Source organism: Agrobacterium larrymoorei (genome assembly GCF_030819275.1).
In the GTDB taxonomy this organism is placed as follows: domain Bacteria; phylum Pseudomonadota; class Alphaproteobacteria; order Rhizobiales; family Rhizobiaceae; genus Agrobacterium; species Agrobacterium larrymoorei_B.
The window spans coordinates 145,433-169,742 of the sequence record NZ_JAUTBL010000002.1 but is presented as its reverse complement, the minus strand read 5'-3'; the positions used below and the strand labels follow the sequence as shown (position 1 = coordinate 169,742).

Here is a 24,310-nt window from a genome sequence, read left to right as displayed (position 1 = left end):
TTCAGCTCCGCCGTTTTCTCAAAATTCGATATCGTCACCGGGAAGGATGTCGCCTTCGCTGGATTCGGCAACAGAAGGCGGCGCTGTTTCTTCGATCTCTTCCTGGATCGGCGCGCGAATGCGCACATCGGTGATCTTCGCGCCGGGAAACTGAGCGAGAATCGCCGCAACATCCGGGTCCTGGCGCGCATCGACCAAGCGGGCGTCACGCGCATTGCCTTCCGCTTCGACAAGCGTCGGCTCGCCCTCTTCCTTGCTGAGGCTGACGATCCAGTGGATGCCCGTCCATTCCTTGAGCTTCACGCCAAGCTCGCCCGGAAGCGAGCCCGGCGCGCCTTCGCCAAGGCGCATGTCAAGACGGCCAGGCTCTATTTTTACCAGACGAACGAAGTTTCGAACTTTGGCGCGCATGACCGGATCGCGATTTTTTTGCGCCAGATCAGCAATGTCCTGCACCGACTTGACCGGCACCTTGGGCTCTGGCCGTTCCTCCGTGCGAGGCGCTGCGACCTGCATATCCTGCGGGCGGCTGTCCGGCACGGCGCGCAGCATGGCCGTCGGCTGGGGTGCCGACTGCATCTGTGGGGATGTCTGCGCCGAGGCGACAGCCTGTGTCGAGCCATAGGCGCGCGCGCCGCCACCGTTACCATTGGCATTTCCACCACCACCGGCGGGACCGCCATTCGGCACGGCGCCAGCGCCATTCGAAAGTTCTTCCAGACGGCGAGCCGCATCTTCCGGCGCAGGCAGATTGGCGGCGTGCGACAGACGGATCAGCACCATCTCGGCAGCACCGGCAGGGCGGGACGCGTTCTCGGTTTCAGGGATGCCCTTCAGCAGCATCTGCCAGATGCGCGAGAGGGTCGAAACGGCGACACTATCGGCAAATTCGGTACCGCGAAGGCGCTCGACCTCCGACAATGACGGATCTTCCGCGGCATCCGGCACGTATTTCATGCGGGTGACGAGATGGGTGAAATCGGCCAGATCGTTCAGCACGACCACCGGATTTGCTCCGGCTTCGTACTGCGCGTTAAATTCCGAGAGCGCAGCAGCGACATCGCCCTTGATGATGTGCTGGAAGAGATCGACGATGCGGGCGCGGTCGGCAAGACCGAGCATGCCGCGAACAGCGTCCGCCTCTACGCGGCCGCTGCCATGGGCAATCGCCTGATCCAGCAGCGAGAGACCATCACGGGCAGAGCCTTCGGCTGCGCGCGCAATCATCGAAAGCGCCTGCGGGTCGGCCTCGAAGCCTTCCTTGGACGCGATCGCAGTGAACAGGCCGACGAGGTCTGCGGCGCTGATGCGGCGCAGATCGAAACGCTGGCAGCGTGAGAGAACGGTGATCGGAACCTTGCGGATTTCGGTGGTGGCGAAGATGAACTTCACATGCTCCGGCGGCTCTTCCAGCGTCTTCAACAGGCCATTGAAAGCCTGCGTCGAGAGCATGTGCACTTCGTCGATGATGTAGACTTTGTAGCGCGCAGAGACCGGGCGATAGCGCACCTGCTCGATGATCTCGCGAATATCGTCGATGCCCGTATGCGAGGCGGCGTCCATCTCGATCACGTCGACATGGCGACCTTCCATGATCGCCTGGCAGTGCTCGCCTGGAATGCGCAGGTCGATGGTGGGCTTGTCGATCTCGGGCGTCTTGTAATTCAGTGCACGCGCCAGGATGCGGGCGGTGGTGGTCTTGCCCACACCGCGAACACCGGTCAGCATATAGGCCTGGGCAATACGACCGGTTTCGAACGCATTGGTCAGCGTGCGAACCATGGGCTCCTGCCCGACCATCAGATCGGAGAAATCCTTGGGGCGGTATTTGCGCGCCAAAACCCGGTAACCAGTACCCTGCTCATTTGTCTGGGGCATGTTGGTTCCGGTGTCGCTCATCGCCTCGCCAGTTTTCGAAGTGGGGCCCGCTTCAGGCTCAACTGGCCCGGCGAAGCAGAGCGTGTCGTAAAAGAAAGGTGGGAGGCTGGCACGGCGACCCGTGCCTGGCTCGTTAGGGCTGCTTCCTTCCGGACCTGACCCGGTTGGCGAGTGGCTCGTCCACCACCAACCTCCCGGCGCCACATATCGGCAATAATAGAAGCAAATGCAAGTCAGGCCTTGAAAAAACTGCTATCTCTGTGAAAACAGTTCGTTATTAAGCGCGAACTGCGGCGCAAGACCGCGGACCATTTTAGGGAGGATGCCTTGGGCCCATTCCACCTGGACGACAGACTGGCGCGCGACAGCGTCTTGATTACCACGCTTGGCCTTTGCCAGTTGCGGCTGCAGAACGATTGCCGCTGGCCTTGGGTGGTGCTGGTGCCACAACGCAATGATGTCAGCGAGTTGTTCGACCTGACGCCGCTCGATCAGGCCGTGCTGACCTTCGAGACCAACCTCGTGGCTTCGGCGCTGAAAGAGTTGACGGGTGCTGTGAAAATCAATGTCGGCGCGCTTGGCAATATCGTCCGCCAACTCCACGTGCATATCATCGCCCGAAACGAGGGCGACCCTTGCTGGCCTGGGCCGATCTGGGGACAGGGAACCCCACTCCCTTATGCGGAACACGATAAGCAGGATTTCATAAAGAAACTGGCTGGCGCACTCTGATGACTTCACATCGCATTTTCGATACGACCTCGCCACATCCCGAACCCTCCGCCCTGACGGCCTTTGCGCAGAACGATCTTGATCGCCTTGCCGAAAATCGCAACGAGACCTGCGTGGCCGATGCCTTGAAGGTTGAAGGCACCCATCTTCTGGCCTTTGCCGGCAACAAGCTCATCCTCAAGCATGACGATCAGGTTCTCGATCCTCTGTTTGCGGCTTACGAACTGGCAGAGCTCGATCCCGATTTCGATCAGGCCATTCTGCTGGGCTATAGGGACAATGGCGAACCGCGCGTTGCCGTGCCGGTCAAAATTGCCGAAGAGGCCCTTGCCAGCCACTACAAGGCGGCCGATGCGCGCACCCTTTACCGCGACCAGTTGGTCGGCGAGGAACTGCTGGGCGAAGTCGCGCAGGCGGTGAGCCTGGTAAACTGGAATGCAGACAACAAATTCTGCGGTCGCTGCGGCGATCAGATGGAGCTTCGGATCGGTGGCTACAAGCGCATCTGTTCCGGCTGCGGCCATACGATCTTTCCGCGCACCGATCCCGTCGTCATCATGCTGACCGTCGATCTGGAGCGGGACCTGTGCCTTCTCGGCCGCGGAGCGCATTTTCCGCCGGGCATGTATTCCTGCCTTGCGGGCTTCGTGGAGCCGGGCGAGACGATCGAAAACGCCGTGCGTCGCGAGACGCGGGAAGAATCCGCCATTCAGGTCGGACGCGTTCGCTACCATGCCTCGCAGCCGTGGCCGATGCCGCACACGCTGATGATCGGCTGTTTCGCCGAAGCCCTGTCCTTCGACATCAGTCGTGACGACGCGGAACTCGAAGATTGCCGCTGGTTTACCCGTGAGGAAGTGGCGGAACTTCTGCAGATGACGGGAGCCAATGGCCAGCTGCCGCCGCCCAAAGGCGCGATCGCCCATCGGCTGATGCGCGACTGGATCGAGTGGGACGGTGCGGCTTAAGCTGCACGCGTCCAACATCGATTATCGCCAGACTGTTAGACGGTGTTGAAATTGCCGCGCATGGCGTGGCCCTTATAGACACCGAGAATGCGGACCTTCTCAGAGAAGAATTTCAGCTCTTCCAGCGCATGCCGGACCGGCTCGTCCTCAGGATGGCCCTCGATATCGGCGTAAAACTGCGTCGCAACGAACTTGCCGCCGATCTGGTAGCTTTCGAGCTTCGTCATGTTGATGCCGTTGGTGGCAAAGCCTCCCATGGCCTTGTAGAGCGCTGCCGGAATATTGCGGACGTTGAAGACGAAAGTGGTGACGATCACGTCCTGCTCGGACGTCCGCTTGACCCACTGCTCATCACGGGAAAGCACGACGAAGCGGGTGACGTTGTTTTCGGAGTCCTCGACATTCTCAGCCAGGATATCCAGTCCGTAAAGCGACGAGGCCAAACGGGGGGCAAGGGCTGCCATGCTGCGATCGCCCTTTTCCGACACCAGCTTTGCAGCGCCGGCGGTATCGCCTGCAACAACCGCCTTCCAGCCGTTGGAACGAATGATCTTGCGGCACTGGCCGAGCGCGTGGATATGGCTGTGGACCGTCTTAATCTCATCCTTCTGCACACCGGGCAGCACCATCAGCTGGAAGCGGATCGGCATGAAATATTCGCCGATGATGTGCAGGCGCGATTCCGGAAGCAGGTGATGGATATCCGCCACGCGTCCGGCCAGCGTGTTTTCGATCGGGATCATCGCCAGATCGGCGTCGCCATTTTCCAGCGCGTTGAACGCATCTTCAAAGGTCGGGCACGGCAGCGGGTCCATCTCTGGAAAGACATCGCGACAGGCCATGTCGGAATTTGCGCCGTAGTCGCCCTGGAAGGCAATGCGATTGCTGCTGGTCATGGTGCGATCATCAATTCTGTCTGTTGGCAAGGATTTTGCGGGCCGTCTCAAGCTGTGGCGGCGTATCGACCCCGAGCGGAACGGAGCGCACGATCTCGGCATCGATGCGCATGCACGCTTCCAGCGCGCGCAGCTGTTCGAGGCTTTCTCGCAGCTCAAGCACGGATGGCTTCAGCGATACGAATTTCTCCAGCGCCGCACGCCGATAGGTGTAAAGCCCGATGTGATGGTAAAGCGGACCGTTGCCATAAGGCGCCGTTGCTCTCGTGAAATAGAGCGCACGAAGGCGGGTTTGCGAAAGCGGGCTGCCGACGATCTTGACGATGCTCGGATTGGTCTTTTCGTCCTCGTCGGTAATCGGCACGGTCAAGGTGGCGATATCGACCTTCGGATTGTCCATCGGCAGAAGCGAGGCGCGAATCGTTTCCGGCTCGATGGTCGGAAGATCACCCTGCACATTGATGACGAATTCGGCGCGGCCTTCCGGATCGGCCTTTTGCAAAGCTTCATAGATGCGGTCGGAGCCGGACTGGTGATCGTGACGGGTCATGATCACATCGAAACCGGCTGATTTGACCGCGTCGAAAACGCGCTCGTCATCCACCGCGACAACGATGCGTTCGGCGCCTGCTTCGCGGGCGCGCAAGGCAACCTGAACGATCATCGGCTTGCCGTTAATATCGGCCAAAGGCTTGCCCGGAAGGCGGGTCGAGGCCATTCGTGCAGGAATAAGCACGATGGCTTTTTCGAAATTTCGATTATTCATCCGACACCCTTCAAATTCCGCCGGAAAAGTGGCAATACGTCACGGGGGGCGGAGAGCATATTCAAGTTGCGCAGGCTGTGCAAAAGCCATAGCTTTCACGCAATTTCAAGATGCCCGTTTCAAGCAAACGGTTGTGAGGGAGCGCAAATCAATGAATTCACGGGTTAACATGGCGGTCGGTGCCCTTCTTGGCACGATCTTCGTCCTTATGACGGTATCGATAGCGTCGGACGGGATTTTTCATTCCGCTGCCCCGGAAAAGGAAGGCTATACGATCGTTGCGGAGACATCGGGTGGAGGCGAGGCCGCGGGAGGAGCAGCCGAGGCACCAGCAACGCCGATTGCCAAGCTTCTTGCAACCGCCGATGCCGCCAAGGGCGAAACCGTGTTCAAGAAATGTACGAGCTGTCACACCGGGGACAAGGGCGGCCCCAATAAAGTCGGCCCTAACCTCTACGGCGTCGTCAACCGCCCGATCGCGAGCCACGAAGGCTTCAGCTATTCCGCGGGCATGAAGGACTTCTCCAAGGGTGGCTCGGAGAAATGGGATTACGATCACCTCAGCTACTTTATCGAAGCCCCGAAGAAGCATGTTCCAGGCACCGCAATGGGCTTTGCCGGTATCAAGAAGGAAACCGAGCGCGCCGATCTGATCGCCTATCTGCGCACGCTTTCCGACAGCCCGGCACCGCTGCCGGATCCGAACGCACCGGCAGCACCGATGCCCACGAACTGACGACGTTGGATCTTGCAGAAGCCCGGGACACCGGGCTTTTTTGTGTCTTCTGACAACCTGAAGCAGTTCCGGATGCAGAGCCGGGCACAGTTTTGCTCGAATGCTCTTACCTGATCACGCCGCCGCCTTGTTGGGCGTTCCGGACGTTTCTGTGTTGGCCTCATGCGCCACTGTGTGACGCCTTGAGAACAGCCTGCCAAGACCTTTGCCGGCCCGTTCCATCTCGACGAAAATCACCGGCGTGATGAAAAGGGTCAGCACTTGCGACACGAGCAGCCCGCCAACCACAGCGATGCCGAGCGGCTGGCGAAGCTCGGAGCTCGCGCCGGAGCCGAGCGCGATCGGCAGCGCACCCAGAAGCGCACAGAAGGTCGTCATCATGATCGGACGGAAACGGCGCACGCAGGCCTCGTGAATGGCAACCGCAGCCGGCTCTCCCTTGCTGCGCATATTGTCGACCGCAACGTCGATCATCATGATCGCGTTCTTCTTGACGATACCAATCAGCATCAGCAGCCCGATCAGGGCGATGATGGAGAAATCCATGCCCATGATCTCCAGCGCCAGAAGCGCGCCAAAAGCGGCGGCCGGCAGGCCCGACAGAATGGTGAGCGGGTGGATGAAGCTCTCATAGAGAACGCCCAGCACCACATAAATGGTCAGAACCGCCGCCAAGATCAGCAGTCCGGTATTGCCCTGCGACTGCTGGAAGATCGCCGCCGTGCCGCCATAGGTGGTGAAGACGTCTGCAGGCAGATCGATCTGAGTCTTGATCTGATCGATCCGCTGCATCGCCTGACTCAGCGAAACGCCGTCGGGCAGATTGAAGGAGATGGTCGTAGAGACGAGCTGCCCAGTCTGGTTGATGGTCACGGGTGCCGGCTTGCGCTCCACCGTAGCGAAGTTGGAGAGCGGCACCAGCGTATTGGTCTTGGTGGAGAGAATATTGATGTCGCGGAGGAAGTCGTCCGTCCACGGCTTGGAGCGATCGAACTCCACAATGACATTGTAGCTGTTCCCGGTCGATTGGATCTGTGCCGCATCATAGCCGCCGAAAGACATTTCCAGCGTCTTGCGCAGCTGATCATTGGTGATGCCATAGGCTGCGGCCTTTTCCGGATCGACCACGATGGTCGCCGCAATCGCACCGTTCTGCGCATCGGAGGTCACGGATGTGAATGTCGAATCCTTGCGCATCTCGTCCATCAGCTTGCCCGACCAGGTGCTGGTGGCATCGGCGCTTAAGCCCTGTACGACGAGCTGATATTGCGATGCGGAGCTACGGCCGCCAAAGCGTAGGCTCTGCTGCGGCGTGATGTAGGTTCTGATGCCCGGAATCTTTGCGGTCGCCTTGGTGAGTTCCGCCAGCGTTTGCGATAGCGGCTCTCTGCTTTCTTTCGGCTTCAACTGTACGAACATGGAGCCGTTGTTGAGCGGGCTGCGCGAACTGCCGCCGACGATGGAGGTGACATGCAGCACCGCCGGATTGGCTCGGATTGCCGCCGCCACCTGGTTTTGCAGGTCACTCATGGCGGTGTAGGAAATATCCTCACGTGCGCGGGTCGAGACCGACAGCTGGCCAATGTCTTCCTGCGGGAAGAAACTGGACGGCAGGGTCCAGAACAGCACGCCGGATGCGGCGACAGAGCCCAAAAAGCATAGAAGAACGATGCCGCGATGGCGCAGACACCAACCGACAGAGCGGTCGTAGACGCCAAGCGTGCGATCAAAACCGGCATTGAACCAGCGGATAATCGCAGGCGGCTTCGACGAATGCGACGACAGGCGCGAGGCAAGCATTGGCGTGACCGTCAGCGACACCAGTACCGAGGCCATGATCGCAAGCGTCACCACCATGCCGAATTCGTTGAACAGACGACCGACCACGCCACCCATCAGGAGAATGGGGATGAAGACCGCAACAAGCGAAATCGACATCGACAGAATGGTGGAGCTCACTTCGGCCGCACCTTTGAGCGCCGCCTCGCGCATGGGAAGGCCCTCTTCATGCAGGCGGAGAATATTCTCCAGCATGACGATCGCATCATCCACCACCAGACCGACCGACAGCGTCAGCCCCAAAAGCGAGATGTTGTCGATACTGTAGCCGAGCACATACATGGCGCCGAAAGCAGCGATCAATGACAACGGAACGGCGAGGCCCGGAATGATCGTGGCAGTCAGGTGTCCGGTAAAGAGATAGATGACCAGAACAACGAGCGCGATCGTCAGGAACAATGTGAACTGAACGTCCGACACCGCATCCTTGATCGCAACGGACGTGTCGTTCATGACATGGATGTTGATCGAGGGTGGCAATTGCTCGCGAAGCGCCGGCAGCTTGTCCTGGATGGCTTTCACCACATCGACAGTGTTGGCATCCGACTGGCGCTGGACGGCGAGAATGATGGCCGGTTCGCCATCGAACCAACTGCCCGCATCCGGATTGTCCACGCCATCCTGCACATTGGCGACATCCCCCAAATGGATCGGCGCGCCGTTTGCGGTCGCGATGACGAGCGACTTGAACTCATCCGCATTGGTTCTTTGCGTATCAGCATCGATCGTCAGGCGCTGGCTATGGTTTTGCAAGGCGCCGACTGGCACCTGATTATTGGCCTGGGCGATCGCGGTCGTCACCGTATCGACACCGATATTGCGAGCTTGCAGCAATGAAGGCTCGAGGCCCACGCGCACCGCATAGGTCTTGGCACCGTAGATGCTGACCTGTGCAACGCCAGAAATGGTGGAGAGCAGCGGCGAAATCACGTTTTCCGCAATATCGTCCACCTTGCTTGCCGGCATCTCCTTGCTGTTGACGGCAAGCAGCAGGACAGGCGCGTCTGCCGGGTTGGTTTTGCGATAGCTCGGCGTCGTCGTCATGTTGCTCGGCAATTGCCGCTGCGCGCGCGAAATGGCCGCCTGCACGTCCGCTGCCGCCGCATCGATATCCCGGTTCAAATCGAACTGGATGACGATGGAGGTATTTCCGAGCGTGTTGGTGGCGCTGATTTCACTGATGCCCGGGATGGTCTCGAACTGCTTGACGAGCGGCGTCGTGACCGAGGTCGCCATGGTCTCCGGCGAGGCGCCGGAGAGCGAGGCCGAGACGTTGATCGTGGGGAAATCGACCTTCGGCAAAGCGGCGACGGGCAATAGTCTGTAGCCGGCAAAGCCAGCGAGCGTCAGCCCGATCGCAAGAAGAATGGTAGCGACGGGCCGATTGATGCAAAAGCGCGCGATCACTGGGCGTTCTCCGTGACGGGAGCGTTCTGGGCGACTTTGTTCATCTGGTCGGGCGCAGCTTTCGGCGTGTCGACCACCGTCTGACCATCCGTCAGTTCCGACTGTCCTTCCACGATGATTTTCTGGCCGACCGAAAGACCGCTGGCAATCGCGGTCATGTCGCCGTTGGAGCGGGCGACCTCGACGGGCGTCACATGAACCTTATGATTGTCATCCACGGTGTATACGAAGGATCCATTTGCACCTGCCCTCAAAGCCACGGTCGGAATGACGATCTGCTTCTGGTCGGACTGGAAGTGGACGGTGACATTGGCAGACTGGCCGGGCCAGACGAGGCCTTTGTCATTCTTGAACTCTGCCTTGACCAGCACAGTCCCCGATGCCTGATCGACCGCGTTGTCGAAGAGCGCGAGCTTGCCGACGACGGGACTGCCGCCGGTTGCCACCGGATCGATATCGACGGTCGCGCCGCTTTTCAGTCCCTCATGCAGTTGCTGAAGATAGCGCTGCGGCAGCCTGAACTGCATGAAGATCGGGTCGTAACGGGTGATGCTGACAATCGTCACGCCTGCACTGAGATAGGCGCCCGGGCTGATCGTGATGATGCCAAGGCGGCCATTATAAGGTGCACGGATTTCAGTGTCCTGAAGAGTTGCCTGATCGGACTGCAATGTCGCCTTGTCGGCGTCGATCTTGGCGGCAGCGGAATCGCGCGTGGCGCGGCTCTGTTCCAGCATCTGCTGGGATTCGACACTCTGTTTGGCCAGCCCAGACACCCGGTCGAAAGCAGCTTCAGCCTGCGCCAGATTGGCCTGATCGGCAGCGATGTTGGCCTTGTCCTTGGCAACGGCGGCACTCGCGTAGCGATCGTCCATCTTGACGATGAGATCGCCCGCCTTGACCTCCTGGCCGCTGGTGGCCGCTATCGAAGAGACCGTACCCTGCTGACGCGGCGCGATATTGGTGGAATCCGCGGCCACGGCCCAGCCTGTCGCCTGGACATCCATTGGCAGTGTTGCTTCCTCGACGGCTATGGTGGAGACAGCTGGCGGCCCGCCATTGCGACGACCGCCACCTTGTCCCTTGGCATGATCACGCCCGCCGCTTCCTTGGCTGTCGGCGCTCTTTCCATCTGTGCTAGAAGCCACCCGCGTCGCTTGCTCATGCGACGCGATGAATGGCAGCGATTTCACATAGGGGATGGAGTCACGAAACGGCCAAGCGGCCACAGCGACGACAACGAGGATGCTGACGAGTATCCAGAGTTTTTTCATGCGGGCGATCCGACTTGGAGAGAAGGCCGCGACACACCACCGTACCGTTGAGACCTTGCGAGATCAGGAAACATCCTTCCCGCGTCAAAATCACCTTAAGTTTTGGTAATATGGACAAACTTTAATTTTGGGGAGAACACCAGATCATTGTTTTGAAATGGGTCAAGACCGCGATCGGAACAGCGCTGCAAAGCAGTATGCTTTCGTAAGGCTGTGTAAATGATGGGAAATTCTCGGCGCGAAATGGCGGACAGGGTGGGATTCGAACCCACGGTACGCTTTCACGCACACACGCGTTCCAGGCGTGCGCCTTAAACCACTCGGCCACCTGTCCTTCTTTACAATCTGCATGTTTGGGAAATGCAAATCACTGGAACGGCGCGATATATACCGATGAATTCGCGGCGATCAACCCGATTCTGGCAGTTTTTTAAAATGTCTGTGAAAAGCCTGTTCATGAGGAGATTGCAAAGCGTGTCCTTGGACTTTATCCAGAACCAGAAGAACGTCGCCTTGAGCGGCTATCCCATTTTTAAAAATTGCCGGAGAGTCCTGCCATGAAAGCGTTGTTCCGGTTTTTCAGCCTTCTGCTTCTTCTCTGCGCAATCGCTGTCGGCGTCTTCGATTCCATCCGCTCGGTTTCCACATCCTCCGTCGATCTGTTGAGCTTTCGCGAAGGCTGGGCGGAAGTTTTTCCTTCCTCGCTTGCCATGGCAGAAAGCGTGACGGCACACTATATTCACCCGGAAGCGTGGCGCTGGATCGAAAACGGCTTGAATGCTGTCCCTGCCTTCGCGGTACTTCTTGGTCTTTCCCTGCTTTTCTGGATGGCAGGATATCGGAAGCCAAAACCGCTCGGCCGTTTTGCGGCCTGACGATACCGGCATCCCACACTGCATGAGAGCGGAGCGCGGCGCCGATCGCCGCAGGGAGACTGCAATGTTTGGATTCGATACTCTTTCAAAGAAGACAGTGATGCCGACCGCCGAGACAGCGATCCCCGGACGCGATGAGGCGGTGACTGTGCCGGAACACCATTTCGTCAATGGCAGAAGTTTGAAGGGACCCTACCCCGACGGCCTTGAGACGATCTATCTCGGAATGGGCTGCTTCTGGGGTGCCGAACGGTTGTTCTGGAAGACGCCTGGCGTCTACGTCACCGCCGTCGGTTATTCCGGTGGAATGACCCGCAACCCGCGCTATCAGGAAACCACGACAGGGCTGACCGGCCATGCCGAGGTGGTCAAGGTCGTCTACGACCCATCCCAGGTTACGTTGGCTCAACTGCTGAAAATCTTTTTTGAAGAACATGACCCGACACAGGGTATGCGACAGGGTAACGATGTCGGCACGACCTATCGATCGGTGATCTATACGACGAATGACGAGCAGCTTGCCGAAGCAAAGGCGGCCCGCGACGCATTCCAGCAAGCATTGGCATCAGCCGGTCATCGTCCGAAGATCACAACCGAGATCGAGCCGCTCGATATCTTCTATTATGCCGAGGACTACCACCAGCAATATCTCGCCAAGAACCCGGGTGGCTATTGCGGGTTGAGGGGTACCGGAGTGACCTGCAATATTGCCTAGTTGCATGGCAATTGCCCGGTAGAAGAGATTAAAAAACAATCAGAAAGCAGGTTTTCCACCGGGCAAAAAAAACGGATGAATTTTTCTCGCAGCCGTGCAAGGATAATCCTCATGCACAGCCATAAGGCTGGCTTTTCCGCAGAACATGTCCGGTTTAACGGGCTTGCGGGAGGACCCTTTTTATAAAATTAAACTGCAACAACAGGGCTGCAAAATGAAAAAATCCCTTCTGACGCTTTTCGCGCTTGCTGCGATGTCGGCTTCCGCTTTGGCTGCGGACATCAAGCCTGCACTGGTCTACGGAACCGGCGGCAAGTTCGACAAGTCGTTCAACGAAGCTGCTGCAACGGGCGCTGAGAAGTTCAAGACCGAGACTGGTATCGAGTTCCGCGATTTCGAGCCCACCAGCGACACGCAGGGTGAACAGGCGATCCGCAACTTCGCAAGCCGCGGCTTCAATCCGGTGGTTGCAGTGTCCTTTGCCTGGTCCTCCGCCATGGAGAAAGTGGCCAAAGAATTTCCCGATACCAAGTTCGTGATCGTCGATTCCGTGGTTGACCTGCCGAATGTGCGCTCGGTCGTCTATAAGGAAGAAGAAGGCTCCTACCTCGTCGGTCTTCTTGCCGGCATGGCTTCCAAGACCGGCAAGGTCGGCTTCATCGGCGGCATGGACATTCCGCTGATCCGCAAGTTCGCATGCGGTTACGCCCAGGGCGCCAAGGCTGCCAATGACAAGATCGAAGTCTTCCAGAACATGACCGGCACGACCGGTGCTGCCTGGAACGACCCCGTGCGCGGCGGTGAGCTGACCAAGAACCAGATCGACCAGGGCGCGGACGTGATCTACGCGGCAGCCGGTGCAACGGGTCTCGGCGTGCTTCAGACGGCAGCCGACAACAAGAAGTACTCGATCGGCGTCGACTCCAACCAGAACCATCTGCATCCGGGCTCCGTTCTGACCTCGATGGTCAAGCGCGTCGATCTCGCCGTCTATAACGCGTTCAAGGACGTCAAGGACGACAAGTTCACCGCAGGCATCAACGCGCTCGGCGTCAAGGAAGATGGCGTCGGTTACGCTGTCGACGACAACAACAAGGCTCTGATCACGCCTGAAATGGCAGCTGCGGCTGACAAGGCAAAGGCCGACATCATCTCCGGCGCCGTCAAGGTTCACGACTACATGTCGGATAATTCCTGCCCGAAATGATATGATATTTGACTGGGGCGCATGATGTTTTTCATCTTGCGCCCTTTTCATATCCAGCCTTCGGAAAGGTTTTGGTTTGAGTATGAACCCTGCAATCGAGCTCGTGGGTATCGACAAGTCATTCGGTGCCGTTCACGCCAATAAAAATATCAATCTGACCGTCACCAAGGGGACGATCCACGGCATCATCGGGGAAAATGGTGCCGGCAAGTCGACATTGATGTCGATCCTTTACGGGTTCTACCAGGCCGACGCCGGTGAAATCCGCGTCAATGGCAAGCCCGTTGCCATCAAGGACAGCCAGGCGGCCATCGACGCCGGTATCGGCATGGTGCACCAGCACTTCATGCTGGTCGAAAATTTTTCCGTGCTGGAAAATGTCATGCTCGGCGCGGAAGGCGGCGCGCTTCTGGCCAAGGGCACGGCGGCCACCCGCAAGGAACTGAAGCGCCTTGAGGATGAGTATGGCCTCGAGGTCAACCCGGATGCGATCATCGAGGATCTGCCGGTCGGACTGCAGCAGCGCGTGGAAATCTTGAAGGCCATGTATCGCGGCGCGGAAATCCTGATCCTCGACGAGCCGACCGGCGTTTTGACGCCTGCCGAAGCCGATCACCTGTTCAAGATTCTGAGCGTGTTGCGCGACCAGGGCAAGACGGTCATCCTCATCACCCACAAGCTGCGCGAAATCATGGCGATCACCGACGAGGTATCCGTCATGCGCCGCGGCGAGATGGTGGCGACGCGCAAGACCTCCGAGACGACGGTCGAGGAACTGGCCGAGCTGATGGTCGGTCGCTGCGTTCTACTGCGGGTGGAAAAAGGCGAAGCCAAGCCGGGCGAGGTTCTCTTCTCGGTTCGTAACCTGACGGTGAAGGACAGCCGTGGCGTGACCATGGTGGACAATGTGTCCTTCGATGTGCGCGCAGGCGAAATCGTCGGCATGGCGGGGGTTGCCGGAAATGGTCAGTCCGAACTTCTGGAAGCCATTGCCGGTATCCGCAAACCCCATTCCGGCGAAATCCTGATCAATGGTAAGCAGGTGGACAAGGTTGACCCGGCCATCTTGCGCCAGCTCGGTCTGGCGCACATCCCGGAAGACCGGCACCATATGGGCCTGGTTTTGAAATTCGAAGAGTATGAGAACTCCATTCTCGGCTATCATCGGGACGAGCGTTACGGAAAAGGTCCGTTTCTCGATCCGGAAGCAATCCGCAAGGACGCTGCCGAGAAAATCGAGAAATACGACATCCGCCCACCGAATGCCCGGTTGAAGACCGCCAATTTCTCCGGTGGCAACCAGCAGAAGATCGTCGTTGCACGCGAGATCGAGCGCGATCCGAGCATGCTGATCATCGGCCAGCCAACGCGCGGTGTCGATATCGGTGCGATCGAATTCATTCATCGCCGCATCATCGAAATGCGGGATGCGGGCAAGGCTATTCTGCTGGTCTCCGTTGAACTGGATGAAATCCGCTCGCTCTCGGACCGCATTCTGGTGATGTTCGCGGGTCGAGTGGTTGGAGAAAAGACGGCGGAAGCCGAAGAACAGACGCTGGGCCTGATGATGGCCGGCATTGCCGCATAAGGCCACACACATATGAGTACAGCTTCCGTTCCCCTTCCCGGTTGGATGACCTACGGCCTTCTGCCGTTTCTGAACATCCTGACGGCCTTCTTCATCTCCGGCCTTGTCGTCTGGTCGATCGGCGAAGATCCTTTCGCAGCACTTCGCCTTTTGATCGAAGGCGCCCTTGGCCGAGGTGACGCGATCGGCTTCACGCTCTTCTATACGACGAGCTTCATCTTCACCGGGCTTTCCGTCGCCGTCGCCTTCCATGCCGGACTTTTCAATATCGGCTCGGAAGGCCAGGCCTATATTGGCGGCCTGGGTGCGGCACTTGTGGCACTCGCGCTGGACCGCTATGTGCCCTGGTATGTGACGATGCCCTTCGCCGTGATCGGTGCGGCCGTCTTCGGTGCTGCATGGGCCTTCATTCCCGGCTGGCTACAGGCCAAACGCGGAAGCCATGTGGTCATCACCACCATCATGTTCAATTTCATTGCCGCGGCGTTGATGGTCTATCTCCTCGTCAACGTGCTGATCGTTCCTGGCAAGATGGCGCCTGAAACGCGCACCTTCCTGCCGGGCGGCCAATTGCCGAAGCTCGACTGGTTGATGGCACTGTTCGGCCTGAAGCTTGGCCCTGCCCCTTTCAACGTGTCCTTCATCATCGCGCTCGTCATGGCGTTTCTGGTGTGGGTGCTGATCTGGCGCACCAAGCTTGGCTATGAAATGCGCACGCTGGGCATCAGCCCTTCGGCCGCCGTCTATGCGGGCATTCCCTATTCACGCACCGTCATCATCGCGATGCTGATTTCCGGTGGTCTCGCCGGTATGATGGCGCTGAACCCTGTGATGGGCGCGTCAGCCCGTCTTCAGGTGGAGTTCGTGGCCGGTGCCGGTTTCGTCGGGATTGCCGTCTCGCTGATGGGAAGAAGCCATCCGCTCGGCATCGTCTTTGCGGCGCTGCTTTTCGGCATTCTTTATCAGGGTGGCGCGGATCTCTCGTTCGAAATGCCCAATATCACCCGCGAGATGATCGTCGTGATCCAGGGTCTGGTGATCCTGTTTGCCGGTGCCCTTGAATATATGTATCGCCCCGCGCTTGTGCGCATCTACCAGACTTTCGTGAAGAGGTAAGGCTATGGAAACCTTCGACATGCTGGTCAGCATTCTCGGTTCGACCGTCCGCCTGACCATTCCGCTTCTATTCACCGCCCTTGCGGGGCTGTTTTCCGAACGCGCTGGCGTCTTCGATATCGGCCTCGAAGGCAAGATGCTGGCGGCCGCCTTCGCATCCGCCTGCGTTGCTTATCTCACAAAGGATCCGTGGGCAGGTCTTGCTGCCGGTGTCGGTATCTCGATCTTCTTCTCGCTGGTGCATGGCTTTGCCGTCATCACCAATCGCGGCAACCAGATCGTTTCCGGTGTGGCCCTTAACTTCGTCGCCGCCGGTCTCACCGTCGTTCTCGGGCAGGCCTGGTTCGGCCAGGGCGGACGCACGCCGCAGATCACCGGCGAAGGCCGCTTCACGCCGATCATTCTGCCGGGTGCCGACATGATGCGCGAGGTGCCCTTCATCGGCCCTCTCTACGCCAATGTCATTTCCGGCAACAACATCCTGACCTATCTCGCCTTCCTGGCGGTGCCGATTTCCTGGTGGGTGCTTTACCGCACGCGCTTTGGCCTTCGTCTCCGCGCTGTCGGTGAGAACCCCGGTGCCGTGGATACGGCTGGTATTTCGGTAGCATGGATGCGCTTCCGCGCCGTCATCGTCGCCGGTTTCCTGTGCGGTTTTGCCGGTACCTATCTTGCTGTCGCGCAATCGGCTGCCTTCATCGCCAACATGTCTGCCGGCAAGGGCTATATCGCGCTCGCCGCTCTGATTTTCGCCAAGTGGAAACCAGTCCCGGTCATGTTTGCCTGCCTGCTGTTCGGCTTCCTCGATGCGATGGCAAACTTCATGCAGGGCAAGGCGATCCCCGGCATTGGCGAAGTGCCGGTGCAGATCTTCCAGGCACTGCCCTATATCCTCACCTGCATTCTGCTCGCCGGTTTCATCGGCGTCGCCAAGCCGCCGAAAGCTGGTGGCGTTGCCTACTCCAAGGAGCGTTGATCGATGCTGAACGAACAGACGACCCACGCGCTCTTCGAAGCCGCCCGTGAGGCCATGGGTTTTGCCCATGCGCCCTATTCCAAGTTTCCGGTAGGGGCTGCCATCCGTGCCGAAGACGGCAAGGTGTATAAGGGCGCCAATATCGAGAACCTGTCCTTCCCGCAGGGCTGGTGCGCGGAGCCATCCGCCATCAGCGCCATGGTGATGGGTGGTGCGAGAGAGATCAAGGAGATCGCCGTCATTGCGGAAAAGCTGGCGCTCTGCCCGCCTTGCGGTGGCTGCCGTCAGAAGATTGCTGAGTTCGCCACGCCCGAAACCAAGGTCTATCTCTGCGACGAGACCGGTGTGCAGAAGGTCATGACCATGGACGAGCTTCTGCCCTTCAGCTTCAAGACCGAGTTGTAAAATGGATCACGCGATCATCGATGTTTTGGTGGAACGGCTGAATGGGCTTGTTCCCCGCACAGCCATCGTGCTCGGCTCCGGCCTCGGCGTCCTCGTGGATGAGGTCGTGGACCCGATCCGCATTCCCTATTCGGATATACCAGGCTTTCCGGAAAGTGCTGTCTCAGGACATGCTGGTGAAGTGGTGGCCGGTTATCTCGGCGGCCAGCCGGTCATCATGCTGTCCGGCCGTGTTCATTACTACGAAAAGGGCGATGCATCCGCCATGCGTCCGGCGATCGAGGCGCTGGCCGGTATCGGTGTCCAATCCCTGATACTCACCAACTCGGCGGGCTCGGTTCGCCAGGATATGCCGCCCGGCTCGGTGATGCAGATTACCGATCACATCAACTATTCGGGCATGAACCCGCTGATCGGCGAGGAGAGCGACAAGCGCTTCGTCGGCATGACCAGCGCTTACGATGCGGATTTGACGCTTGCCATGCGCAATGCGGCCATCCGTGCAACCGTCCCGCTGTTTTCCGGCGTCTATATGTGGTTTTCCGGCCCAAGCTTCGAAACGCCCGCTGAAATCCGCATGGCGCGAACGCTCGGCGCCGATGCTGTGGGCATGTCCACCGTACCGGAAGTGATCCTTGCGCGCTTTTTCGGGATGCGCGTTGCCGCTACTTCCGTTATTACCAATTACGGCGCCGGAATGACCGGCGCCGAACTGAGCCATGACGAGACCAAGGATATGGCTCCGATCGGTGGCAAACGTCTTGCCGCTGTTTTAACGGAAATGATTTCGGGAGGAAACTGAGCATGGAACTTCAGCGCCCGCGCGAAGCAGCCAGCCTCGCCTTGTCCTTGCTGGACCTGACCAATCTGAAAGACGATTGCACGCCGGAGCAGATCGCGAGCCTCTGCCAGAAAGCCCACACGCAGTTCGGCAATACAGCCGCCATCTGCATATGGCCGCGTTTTGTCGCTCAGGCGCGCGCCGCCTTCGGCAACAACCATTCCATCCGCATTGCCACGGTGGTGAATTTCCCGTCCGGCGATCTCGATGTCGCGACCGTCGTCGCAGAGACGACACGCGCCATCGACGATGGCGCGGACGAAATCGACCTTGTCATCCCCTATCGCAAATTCATCGCAGGCGATGAAGCCGCAGTGGCGGAGATGGTGGCGGCGGTTCGCAAGGCCTGCCCGGAGCCGATCCTGCTCAAGGTCATCCTCGAAACCGGCGAGTTGAAGGACAAGACCCTGATCCGCCGTGGCAGCGAAATCGCCATTGCCGAAGGGGCCGATTTTATCAAGACTTCGACCGGCAAGGTGACTGTCAATGCCACACTGGAGGCAGCAGACATCATGCTGCAGGTCATCCGCGACAGCAGGAAGAAGGTCGGCTTCAAGCCTGCCGGCGGGATCGGCACAGTGGCCGATGCGACGCTGTACCTGCGGCTGGCGGAAACCATCATGCAGCCCAATTGGGCCATGCCCTCCACCTTCCGCTTCGGCGCCTCCAGCCTGCTGGATGACGTCTTGAATGTGCTGGCGGGTGGAGAGCCTGCCAAAGCTGCCAGCGGATATTGATCTCCCATGCTTCCGCAGGAAATCATCCGTCGCAAGCGTGATGGCGAGACGCTCGCCGCAAACGATATTGCGGCCTTCATCGCGGCACTCTCCGACGGTTCGATTTCCGAAGGTCAGGCGGCGGCCTTCGCCATGGCGGTGTACTTTCGCGGCATGACGCGCGAGGAGACGGTGGCGCTGACACTTGCGATGCGCGACAGCGGCGATGTGCTGACCTGGGCCGATATCGGCAAACCGATCTCTGACAAGCATTCGACCGGCGGTGTCGGTGATAATGTCTCGTTGATGCTGGCGCCCATCGTGGCCGCATGCGGTCTCGCCGTGCCGATGATATCAGGACGAGGCCTTGGCCATACCGGCGGGACGCTGGACAAGTTGGAAGCCATTCCGGGCTATGATGTGATGCCGGACGAGGCTTTGTTTCGTCGCACGGTCAAGGAGATCGGCTGTGCCATTATCGGCCAGACTGGCGATCTGGCGCCTGCCGACAAGCGCCTCTACGCCATCCGCGACGTCACGGCGACGGTCGATTCCATTCCGCTGATCACGGCCTCCATTCTCTCCAAGAAACTGGCCGCTGGGCTAGAAACGCTGGTGCTCGATGTCAAATTCGGCAGCGGCGCTTTCATGCTGAGCGCCGAAGAAGCGGAACTGCTTGCCGCTGCCCTCGTTCAGGTGGCGAATGGCGCAGGTGTCAAAACCTCCGCACTGATCACCGACATGAACGAGCCTTTGGCGGATGCGGCAGGCAACACGCTCGAGATTGTCCACTGCCTCGATTTTCTCCATGGCCAAAAAAGCGGAACGCGCATTGAAACGCTGGTTCTCGCCTTCGCTTCTGAGATGCTGGTGCAGGGCGGCGCAGCGGCGACGCTTGCCGATGCAGAGGCAATGGCACGTGAGGCGCTTTCTTCTGGTCGTGCGCTGGAACACTTCGGGCAGATGGTTTCCGCCCTTGGCGGGCCGGCAGATTTTATCGACCGTCCCAGGGAGTATCTGACAGCAGCACCACATATCGTGCCGGTGCCAGCGCCAAAGAGCGGTTGGCTTGCGACCTGCCAGGCCCGCGATCTCGGTATGGCAGTGGTCGAGCTTGGCGGCGGTCGTCGTCATCCCAGCGACCGGATCGATCATCGCGTCGGCCTGTCGGATATTCTGCCGCTTGGTACGAAGGTGGAAGGCGGCGAGCCGATTGCTTTGGTGCATGCTGCGAGCCTGGACGACGCCGAGCGCATCGTCGAGTCCGTGCAGCACGCCTACACGATCTCAGAAACACCCGGCGTAGCAGCGCCTGTCATCGTCAAGCGCATCGCATGAGGCTGCGCGGCATCTGCTGCCGCGCGCTTTCTGCTGTTTTTACAGGCCAAGCCCCTCGAACAGCGCCGTCGAGAGATAGCGCTCGGCAAAGGAGGGAATGATCACCACGATGGTCTTTCCGGCATTCTCTTCCCGCGAGCCGACCTTGATGGCGGCAGCGAGGGCTGCGCCGGATGAAATCCCAACCGGAACGCCCTCCAGCCGAGCTGCAAGACGCGCTGTTTCAAAGGCATCGTCATTGCTGACGGTAACGATCTCGTCATAGACCTTGGTGTCGAGAATGCTCGGCGCAAAACCGGCGCCAATGCCCTGGATTTTGTGTGGGCCGGGCGTGCCACCAGAGAGAACGGGACTGTCCGTCGGCTCCACGGCCACGACCTTCAGATCAGACTTACGAGATTTCAGAACTTGCCCGACGCCGGTGATCGTGCCGCCTGTGCCGATGCCGGCGATGAAGATATCGACATCACCATTGGTATCGTTCCAGATTTCCTCTGCCGTGGTCTTGCGATGGATCTCCGGATTGGCTGGATTTTCGAACTGCTGCGGAATAATGGCGTCAGGCAGCGTTTCAGCCAATTCATGCGCCTTGGCAATGGCGCCCTTCATGCCCTTGGGACCTTCGGTCAGCACCAATTCGGCACCGAGCAGTGCGAGCATCTTACGGCGCTCCACCGACATGGTTTCCGGCATGGTGAGGATGAGCTTGTAACCCTTGGCGGCAGCGGCGAATGCGAGCGCAATGCCGGTATTCCCCGATGTCGGTTCGACCAGCGTTGTCTTGCCGGGCGTGATCTTGCCCTGTGCTTCAAGGGATTCGATCATCGCGACGCCAATGCGATCCTTGACGGAAGCGATGGGGTTGAAGAATTCAAGCTTTGCCAGAAGCGTCGCCTTAACGCCCTTTTCGCGCGCCAGTTTGTCCAGACGCACCAGCGGCGTGTCACCGATGGTTTCGGTGATCGAGGAATAGATGCGTCCGCGTCCGGGTTTCTTCGCTTCCGACATGCCTGCTCTCCTGCCTTATGTCATGCAATCGCGCGCAGGATAGGGCGATACTGGCAGGGAAGCCAGAGAACAAACGTGCTTAAAGGGCCAGGTACCCGGGATAGATCACCAATATCCATGGCTTATGTGGAAGAATATTCTCAGCTGGCGCGTGTCGCGATCATCGCCGCCGTCCCCGCCAGGATGCCTGCTGCGGTACGGTTGAGGATGGTCAAGGCGCTTGGGCGCTTCAGCAATGTGCGGGCTTTGGACGCCAGCAGAATATAGGGCAGCAATACCGCCATCAGCACGCTAAAGGTGAGGGCGATCAGAACCGCATATTCGGACAAGCCGATTCCGCGGATGTCGATCAGGGTCGGGACGAGCGCGACATAGAACAACATCGTCTTGGGATTGCCGAGCGTGATGAACAGACCGGACAGGAAGGACATGCCGATACTGGTGCTTTTCTTCGCCTGCAAATCCTGCGGCAGAAGGCCTGCGGTCCAGAGCTTCCAGGCAATATAAAGCAGATAGGCGGCACCGGCGAATTTCAGCACCATAAAGGCTTCCTGAAAGGTCTGGGCGACAAAGGCGAGACCGAGGATGACAGCCGTCAGATAGACCATATCCCCCAGCACCAGACCGAGCCCCATGAAGAACGTCTCACGGAAACCTGAACCGAGGGCGCGCGCAACGATCGCCGTCATGCCCGGACCCGGAATGGCCGCGGCAATGAATAATGCCATCGCATAGGCAAGGATTGTCGTGATCGTCATGGAGATGTCCCTTCGTCGTCCTTCGACACATACTCCACAACGCGTCGACTCACAACGTCGTGATCGTTAGACGCCCGTCGATCCAAAGCCACCGGCGCCGCGTTCGGTTCGCGTGAATTCAGTCACCTCAGTGACCGTCACCTGCGTTACCGGCGCGATGACCATTTGAGCGATGCGCATGCCGCGCTCGATGATAAAATCTTCCTGCCCGAGATTGGCGAGGATCACCTTCACCTCACCGCGATAATCGCTATCCACCGTGCCCGGGGAATTCAGGCAGGTAATGCCATTCTTGATGGCGAGGCCGGAGCGTGGGCGGATTTGCGCCTCATAGCCGAGCGGCACCTCGAAGATGAAACCGGTCGGCACCAGTGCTCGCTCACCGGGACGAAGGGTCATGGTTTCACCTGCCTCGACGGCGGCGCGAAGGTCCATGCCGGCGGCGCCGGCGGTCTCGTAGGATGGCAACTCAATGCCTTCACCATTAGGAAGACGGATGAGTTTCAGGGCGGGAGACGGGGCGTTTTGCGTGTTCATGCGGCATTAGTTTGCGCTGGCGGGGTCAAGGTCAATTGCAAAAGCGGGCTCGAAACGCTAGATAGCCCGCAATTCCACAGGATTTGTTAGATGGCCGAAACACTTGCCGAGGCGGTCTCCCGCCGCCGCACCTTTGCTATTATCGCGCACCCGGATGCGGGTAAGACGACGCTGACCGAAAAGCTCTTGCTGTTCGGCGGAGCGATCCAGCTTGCCGGTGAAGTGAAGGCCAAGAAGGATCGCATCCAGACCCGTTCGGACTGGATGAAGATCGAACGCGAGCGCGGCATCTCGGTCGTAACCTCGGTTATGACCTTCGAATATAATGACCGGGTCTTCAACATTCTCGATACGCCCGGTCACGAAGACTTTGCAGACGACACCTATCGTACGCTGACGGCAGTGGACGCCGCGATCATGGTGATCGACGCCGCCAAGGGTATCGAGCCGCGTACGCTGAAGCTGTTCGAAGTCTGCCGCATGCGCGACATTCCGATCATCACCTTCATCAACAAGATGGACCGCGAAAGCCGCGACCCCTTCGAGATTCTCGATGAGGTGGAAGAGAAGCTGGCGCTCGATACCGCGCCGATTACCTGGCCTGTCGGACGCTCCAAGACCTTCTGCGGCGCTTACAATCTTGCCGAAAACACCTTCCGCGGCAACGATACGCAGGTCGATGGTTTGCCCGTCAACGGCCCACAGGCCGTGGCTGACCGCCTGCCGGAAAACGAGCGGGACGCTTTTATCGAGGAAACGGAACTGGCGATGGAGGCCTGCCGTCCCTTCGACCGTCAGGCGTTTCTCGAAGGCCATATGACGCCGGTCTTCTTCGGCTCGGCGCTTCGTAACTTCGGTGTGCGCGATCTCATCAACGCGCTTGGCGATTTCGCCCCGCCGCCGCGTGACCAAGTGGCCGATACCCGCCTCGTGCATGCCGCCGAAGAAAAGATGACGGCCTTCGTCTTCAAGATCCAGGCCAATATGGACCCGAACCACCGCGACCGCATTGCCTTTGCGCGTATCTGCTCCGGTAAGCTGGAGCGCGGCATGAAGGCACGTCTTGCTCGTACCGGCAAGCAGATGGGCCTGACCGCCCCGCAATTCTTCTTCGCCTCGCAGCGCCAGTTGGCCGATACGGCCTATGCCGGCGATGTGGTCGGTATTCCCAACCACGGAACGCTCCGCATCGGCGATACGCTCACCGAAGGCGAAAACCTGGTCTTCCAGGGCGTGCCGAACTTCTCGCCGGAAATTCTTCGTCGCGTGCGGCTTGAAGATGCGATGAAGGCGAAGAAGTTGAAAGAAGCACTGCAGCAGATGGCCGAAGAGGGCGTGGTGCAGCTGTTTTCGCCTGAAGACGGCTCGCCTGCGATTGTCGGCGTTGTCGGCGCACTGCAGCTCGACGTATTGAAGGAGCGGCTGATGGGCGAATACGGCCTGCCGGTATCATTCGAAATGTCACGCTTCTCCGTCTGCCGCTGGATTTCGTCCGACCAGCCTGCGGAGTTCGAGAAGTTCCTAAACGTCAAGCGTGGCGATATTGCTCGCGATCTCGACGGTGACCCGGTGTTTCTCGCGCAGGATGCCTTCTCGCTGCGCTACGAGGCCGAGCGTTTTCCGGCGATCAAGATGGTCGCCATCAAGGAATATCACGTCGCCAAGGCGGCGTGATTGCACTTTGCCAAACAAGGGCTGGAGCCATTTGAATCGACGCATGATGCTAACCCGAAA

Annotated in this window: 22 protein-coding genes, 1 tRNA gene and 1 other RNA gene; 14 read left to right on the top strand and 10 right to left on the bottom strand. The window is 59.1% G+C overall.

Features of this window, described 5'->3' with window-relative positions; all coding sequences use genetic code 11:
• Positions 1-18: 18 nt before the first annotated feature.
• Together QE408_RS09395 and ffs are read right to left on the bottom strand one after the other, a co-directional pair.
• Entirely contained in the window at positions 19-1,899 is a 1,881-nt protein-coding gene (locus QE408_RS09395; RefSeq protein ID WP_306930533.1) for a DNA polymerase III subunit gamma/tau, read from the bottom strand.
• A gap of 77 nt (positions 1,900-1,976) precedes the next feature.
• An RNA gene (ffs, locus tag QE408_RS09390) (signal recognition particle sRNA small type) lies at positions 1,977-2,073 on the bottom strand.
• 132 nt (positions 2,074-2,205) lie between these two features.
• On the opposite strand from ffs, the gene QE408_RS09385 reads away from it, so the two are divergent.
• Together QE408_RS09385 and nudC are read left to right on the top strand one after the other, a co-directional pair.
• Positions 2,206-2,610 (top strand): HIT domain-containing protein, encoded by a 405-nt coding sequence (locus tag QE408_RS09385; protein ID WP_306930532.1) that lies wholly within the window; start codon positions 2,206-2,208, stop codon positions 2,608-2,610.
• A complete protein-coding gene (gene nudC, locus QE408_RS09380; RefSeq protein ID WP_306930531.1) occupies positions 2,610-3,578 on the top strand; it encodes an NAD(+) diphosphatase in 969 nt (322 codons plus the stop codon). Before QE408_RS09385 ends, nudC begins: the two co-directional genes overlap by 1 nt.
• A 35-nt stretch (positions 3,579-3,613) precedes the next feature.
• Here nudC and QE408_RS09375 read toward each other — a convergent pair whose 3' ends face one another.
• Together QE408_RS09375 and QE408_RS09370 are read right to left on the bottom strand one after the other, a co-directional pair.
• A complete protein-coding gene (locus QE408_RS09375; protein WP_306930529.1) occupies positions 3,614-4,474 on the bottom strand; it encodes a prephenate dehydratase in 861 nt (286 codons plus the stop codon).
• A 10-nt stretch (positions 4,475-4,484) separates the two neighbouring features.
• Positions 4,485-5,240, bottom strand: a complete 756-nt coding sequence (locus tag QE408_RS09370; protein ID WP_306930526.1) for a 3-deoxy-manno-octulosonate cytidylyltransferase — start codon at positions 5,238-5,240, stop codon at positions 4,485-4,487.
• A gap of 151 nt (positions 5,241-5,391) precedes the next feature.
• Between QE408_RS09370 and QE408_RS09365 the strand changes: the two genes are divergently transcribed.
• Positions 5,392-5,976: a c-type cytochrome gene (locus QE408_RS09365; protein ID WP_306930524.1), complete on the top strand. Its 585-nt coding sequence runs from the start codon at positions 5,392-5,394 to the stop codon at positions 5,974-5,976.
• Between the two features lie 114 nt (positions 5,977-6,090).
• Here QE408_RS09365 and QE408_RS09360 read toward each other — a convergent pair whose 3' ends face one another.
• From QE408_RS09360 to QE408_RS09350, 3 genes are all read right to left on the bottom strand, one after another.
• Positions 6,091-9,222, bottom strand: coding sequence for an efflux RND transporter permease subunit (locus tag QE408_RS09360; protein ID WP_306930522.1), 3,132 nt, complete (start codon positions 9,220-9,222; stop codon positions 6,091-6,093).
• Positions 9,219-10,496: an efflux RND transporter periplasmic adaptor subunit gene (locus QE408_RS09355; protein ID WP_306930520.1), complete on the bottom strand. Its 1,278-nt coding sequence runs from the start codon at positions 10,494-10,496 to the stop codon at positions 9,219-9,221. The genes QE408_RS09360 and QE408_RS09355 overlap by 4 nt, the downstream gene beginning before the upstream one ends.
• Before the next feature lie 244 nt (positions 10,497-10,740).
• A tRNA-Ser gene (locus QE408_RS09350) sits at positions 10,741-10,830 on the bottom strand.
• A gap of 223 nt (positions 10,831-11,053) precedes the next feature.
• Between QE408_RS09350 and QE408_RS09345 the strand changes: the two genes are divergently transcribed.
• The 10 genes from QE408_RS09345 to deoA all read left to right on the top strand — a co-directional run bounded on the left by QE408_RS09345 (position 11,054) and on the right by deoA (position 20,273).
• Complete coding sequence (locus QE408_RS09345) at positions 11,054-11,371, top strand: hypothetical protein (RefSeq protein ID WP_306930518.1); 318 nt, start codon at positions 11,054-11,056, stop codon at positions 11,369-11,371.
• Between the two features lie 64 nt (positions 11,372-11,435).
• Positions 11,436-12,086, top strand: a complete 651-nt coding sequence (msrA, locus tag QE408_RS09340) for a peptide-methionine (S)-S-oxide reductase MsrA (RefSeq protein ID WP_306930516.1) — start codon at positions 11,436-11,438, stop codon at positions 12,084-12,086.
• A 214-nt stretch (positions 12,087-12,300) separates the two neighbouring features.
• On the top strand, positions 12,301-13,293 hold the full coding sequence (locus QE408_RS09335) for a BMP family lipoprotein (protein ID WP_306930514.1): 993 nt from the start codon (positions 12,301-12,303) through the stop codon (positions 13,291-13,293).
• Between the two features lie 82 nt (positions 13,294-13,375).
• A complete protein-coding gene (locus QE408_RS09330; RefSeq protein ID WP_373465529.1) occupies positions 13,376-14,881 on the top strand; it encodes an ABC transporter ATP-binding protein in 1,506 nt (501 codons plus the stop codon).
• A 12-nt stretch (positions 14,882-14,893) separates the two neighbouring features.
• Entirely contained in the window at positions 14,894-15,997 is a 1,104-nt protein-coding gene (locus QE408_RS09325) for an ABC transporter permease (RefSeq protein WP_306930511.1), read from the top strand.
• Between the two features lie 4 nt (positions 15,998-16,001).
• Positions 16,002-16,973, top strand: coding sequence for an ABC transporter permease (locus tag QE408_RS09320; RefSeq protein WP_306930508.1), 972 nt, complete (start codon positions 16,002-16,004; stop codon positions 16,971-16,973).
• Positions 16,974-16,976: 3 nt separating this feature from the next.
• Entirely contained in the window at positions 16,977-17,378 is a 402-nt protein-coding gene (locus QE408_RS09315) for a cytidine deaminase (RefSeq protein ID WP_306930506.1), read from the top strand.
• Between the two features lies 1 nt (position 17,379).
• Positions 17,380-18,180, top strand: a complete 801-nt coding sequence (locus QE408_RS09310; protein WP_306930505.1) for a purine-nucleoside phosphorylase — start codon at positions 17,380-17,382, stop codon at positions 18,178-18,180.
• A 2-nt stretch (positions 18,181-18,182) separates the two neighbouring features.
• Positions 18,183-18,956, top strand: a complete 774-nt coding sequence (gene deoC, locus QE408_RS09305; RefSeq protein ID WP_306930502.1) for a deoxyribose-phosphate aldolase — start codon at positions 18,183-18,185, stop codon at positions 18,954-18,956.
• 6 nt (positions 18,957-18,962) lie between these two features.
• A complete protein-coding gene (gene deoA / locus QE408_RS09300; protein WP_306930500.1) occupies positions 18,963-20,273 on the top strand; it encodes a thymidine phosphorylase in 1,311 nt (436 codons plus the stop codon).
• A gap of 39 nt (positions 20,274-20,312) precedes the next feature.
• Here deoA and cysK read toward each other — a convergent pair whose 3' ends face one another.
• From cysK to dut, 3 genes are all read right to left on the bottom strand, one after another.
• Positions 20,313-21,281 (bottom strand): cysteine synthase A, encoded by a 969-nt coding sequence (cysK, locus tag QE408_RS09295; protein ID WP_306930499.1) that lies wholly within the window; start codon positions 21,279-21,281, stop codon positions 20,313-20,315.
• Positions 21,282-21,421: 140 nt separating this feature from the next.
• The gene (locus QE408_RS09290; RefSeq protein ID WP_306930498.1) at positions 21,422-22,039 is read right to left on the bottom strand and encodes a LysE family translocator; all 618 of its coding nucleotides are present in this window, start codon (positions 22,037-22,039) and stop codon (positions 21,422-21,424) included.
• A 66-nt stretch (positions 22,040-22,105) separates the two neighbouring features.
• Complete coding sequence (gene dut, locus QE408_RS09285; RefSeq protein WP_306930497.1) at positions 22,106-22,576, bottom strand: dUTP diphosphatase; 471 nt, start codon at positions 22,574-22,576, stop codon at positions 22,106-22,108.
• A gap of 90 nt (positions 22,577-22,666) precedes the next feature.
• Between dut and QE408_RS09280 the strand changes: the two genes are divergently transcribed.
• Complete coding sequence (locus QE408_RS09280; RefSeq protein ID WP_306930495.1) at positions 22,667-24,250, top strand: peptide chain release factor 3; 1,584 nt, start codon at positions 22,667-22,669, stop codon at positions 24,248-24,250.
• Positions 24,251-24,310: the final 60 nt, after the last annotated feature.

Coding starts and splice junctions, on each gene's coding strand:
- QE408_RS09375 (WP_306930529.1), bottom strand. CDS start 4,474: ATGACCAGCAGCAATCGCATTGCCTTCCAGGGCGACTACGGCGCAAAT.
- dut (WP_306930497.1), bottom strand. CDS start 22,576: ATGAACACGCAAAACGCCCCGTCTCCCGCCCTGAAACTCATCCGTCTT.
- QE408_RS09395 (WP_306930533.1), bottom strand. CDS start 1,899: ATGAGCGACACCGGAACCAACATGCCCCAGACAAATGAGCAGGGTACT.
- QE408_RS09320 (WP_306930508.1), top strand. CDS start 16,002: ATGGAAACCTTCGACATGCTGGTCAGCATTCTCGGTTCGACCGTCCGC.
- QE408_RS09310 (WP_306930505.1), top strand. CDS start 17,380: ATGGATCACGCGATCATCGATGTTTTGGTGGAACGGCTGAATGGGCTT.
- QE408_RS09330 (WP_373465529.1), top strand. CDS start 13,376: ATGAACCCTGCAATCGAGCTCGTGGGTATCGACAAGTCATTCGGTGCC.
- QE408_RS09365 (WP_306930524.1), top strand. CDS start 5,392: ATGAATTCACGGGTTAACATGGCGGTCGGTGCCCTTCTTGGCACGATC.
- deoC (WP_306930502.1), top strand. CDS start 18,183: ATGGAACTTCAGCGCCCGCGCGAAGCAGCCAGCCTCGCCTTGTCCTTG.
- QE408_RS09315 (WP_306930506.1), top strand. CDS start 16,977: ATGCTGAACGAACAGACGACCCACGCGCTCTTCGAAGCCGCCCGTGAG.
- msrA (WP_306930516.1), top strand. CDS start 11,436: ATGTTTGGATTCGATACTCTTTCAAAGAAGACAGTGATGCCGACCGCC.
- QE408_RS09290 (WP_306930498.1), bottom strand. CDS start 22,039: ATGACGATCACGACAATCCTTGCCTATGCGATGGCATTATTCATTGCC.
- QE408_RS09335 (WP_306930514.1), top strand. CDS start 12,301: ATGAAAAAATCCCTTCTGACGCTTTTCGCGCTTGCTGCGATGTCGGCT.
- QE408_RS09325 (WP_306930511.1), top strand. CDS start 14,894: ATGAGTACAGCTTCCGTTCCCCTTCCCGGTTGGATGACCTACGGCCTT.
- QE408_RS09370 (WP_306930526.1), bottom strand. CDS start 5,240: ATGAATAATCGAAATTTCGAAAAAGCCATCGTGCTTATTCCTGCACGA.
- QE408_RS09345 (WP_306930518.1), top strand. CDS start 11,054: ATGAAAGCGTTGTTCCGGTTTTTCAGCCTTCTGCTTCTTCTCTGCGCA.
- QE408_RS09355 (WP_306930520.1), bottom strand. CDS start 10,496: ATGAAAAAACTCTGGATACTCGTCAGCATCCTCGTTGTCGTCGCTGTG.
- nudC (WP_306930531.1), top strand. CDS start 2,610: ATGACTTCACATCGCATTTTCGATACGACCTCGCCACATCCCGAACCC.
- cysK (WP_306930499.1), bottom strand. CDS start 21,281: ATGTCGGAAGCGAAGAAACCCGGACGCGGACGCATCTATTCCTCGATC.
- deoA (WP_306930500.1), top strand. CDS start 18,963: ATGCTTCCGCAGGAAATCATCCGTCGCAAGCGTGATGGCGAGACGCTC.
- QE408_RS09280 (WP_306930495.1), top strand. CDS start 22,667: ATGGCCGAAACACTTGCCGAGGCGGTCTCCCGCCGCCGCACCTTTGCT.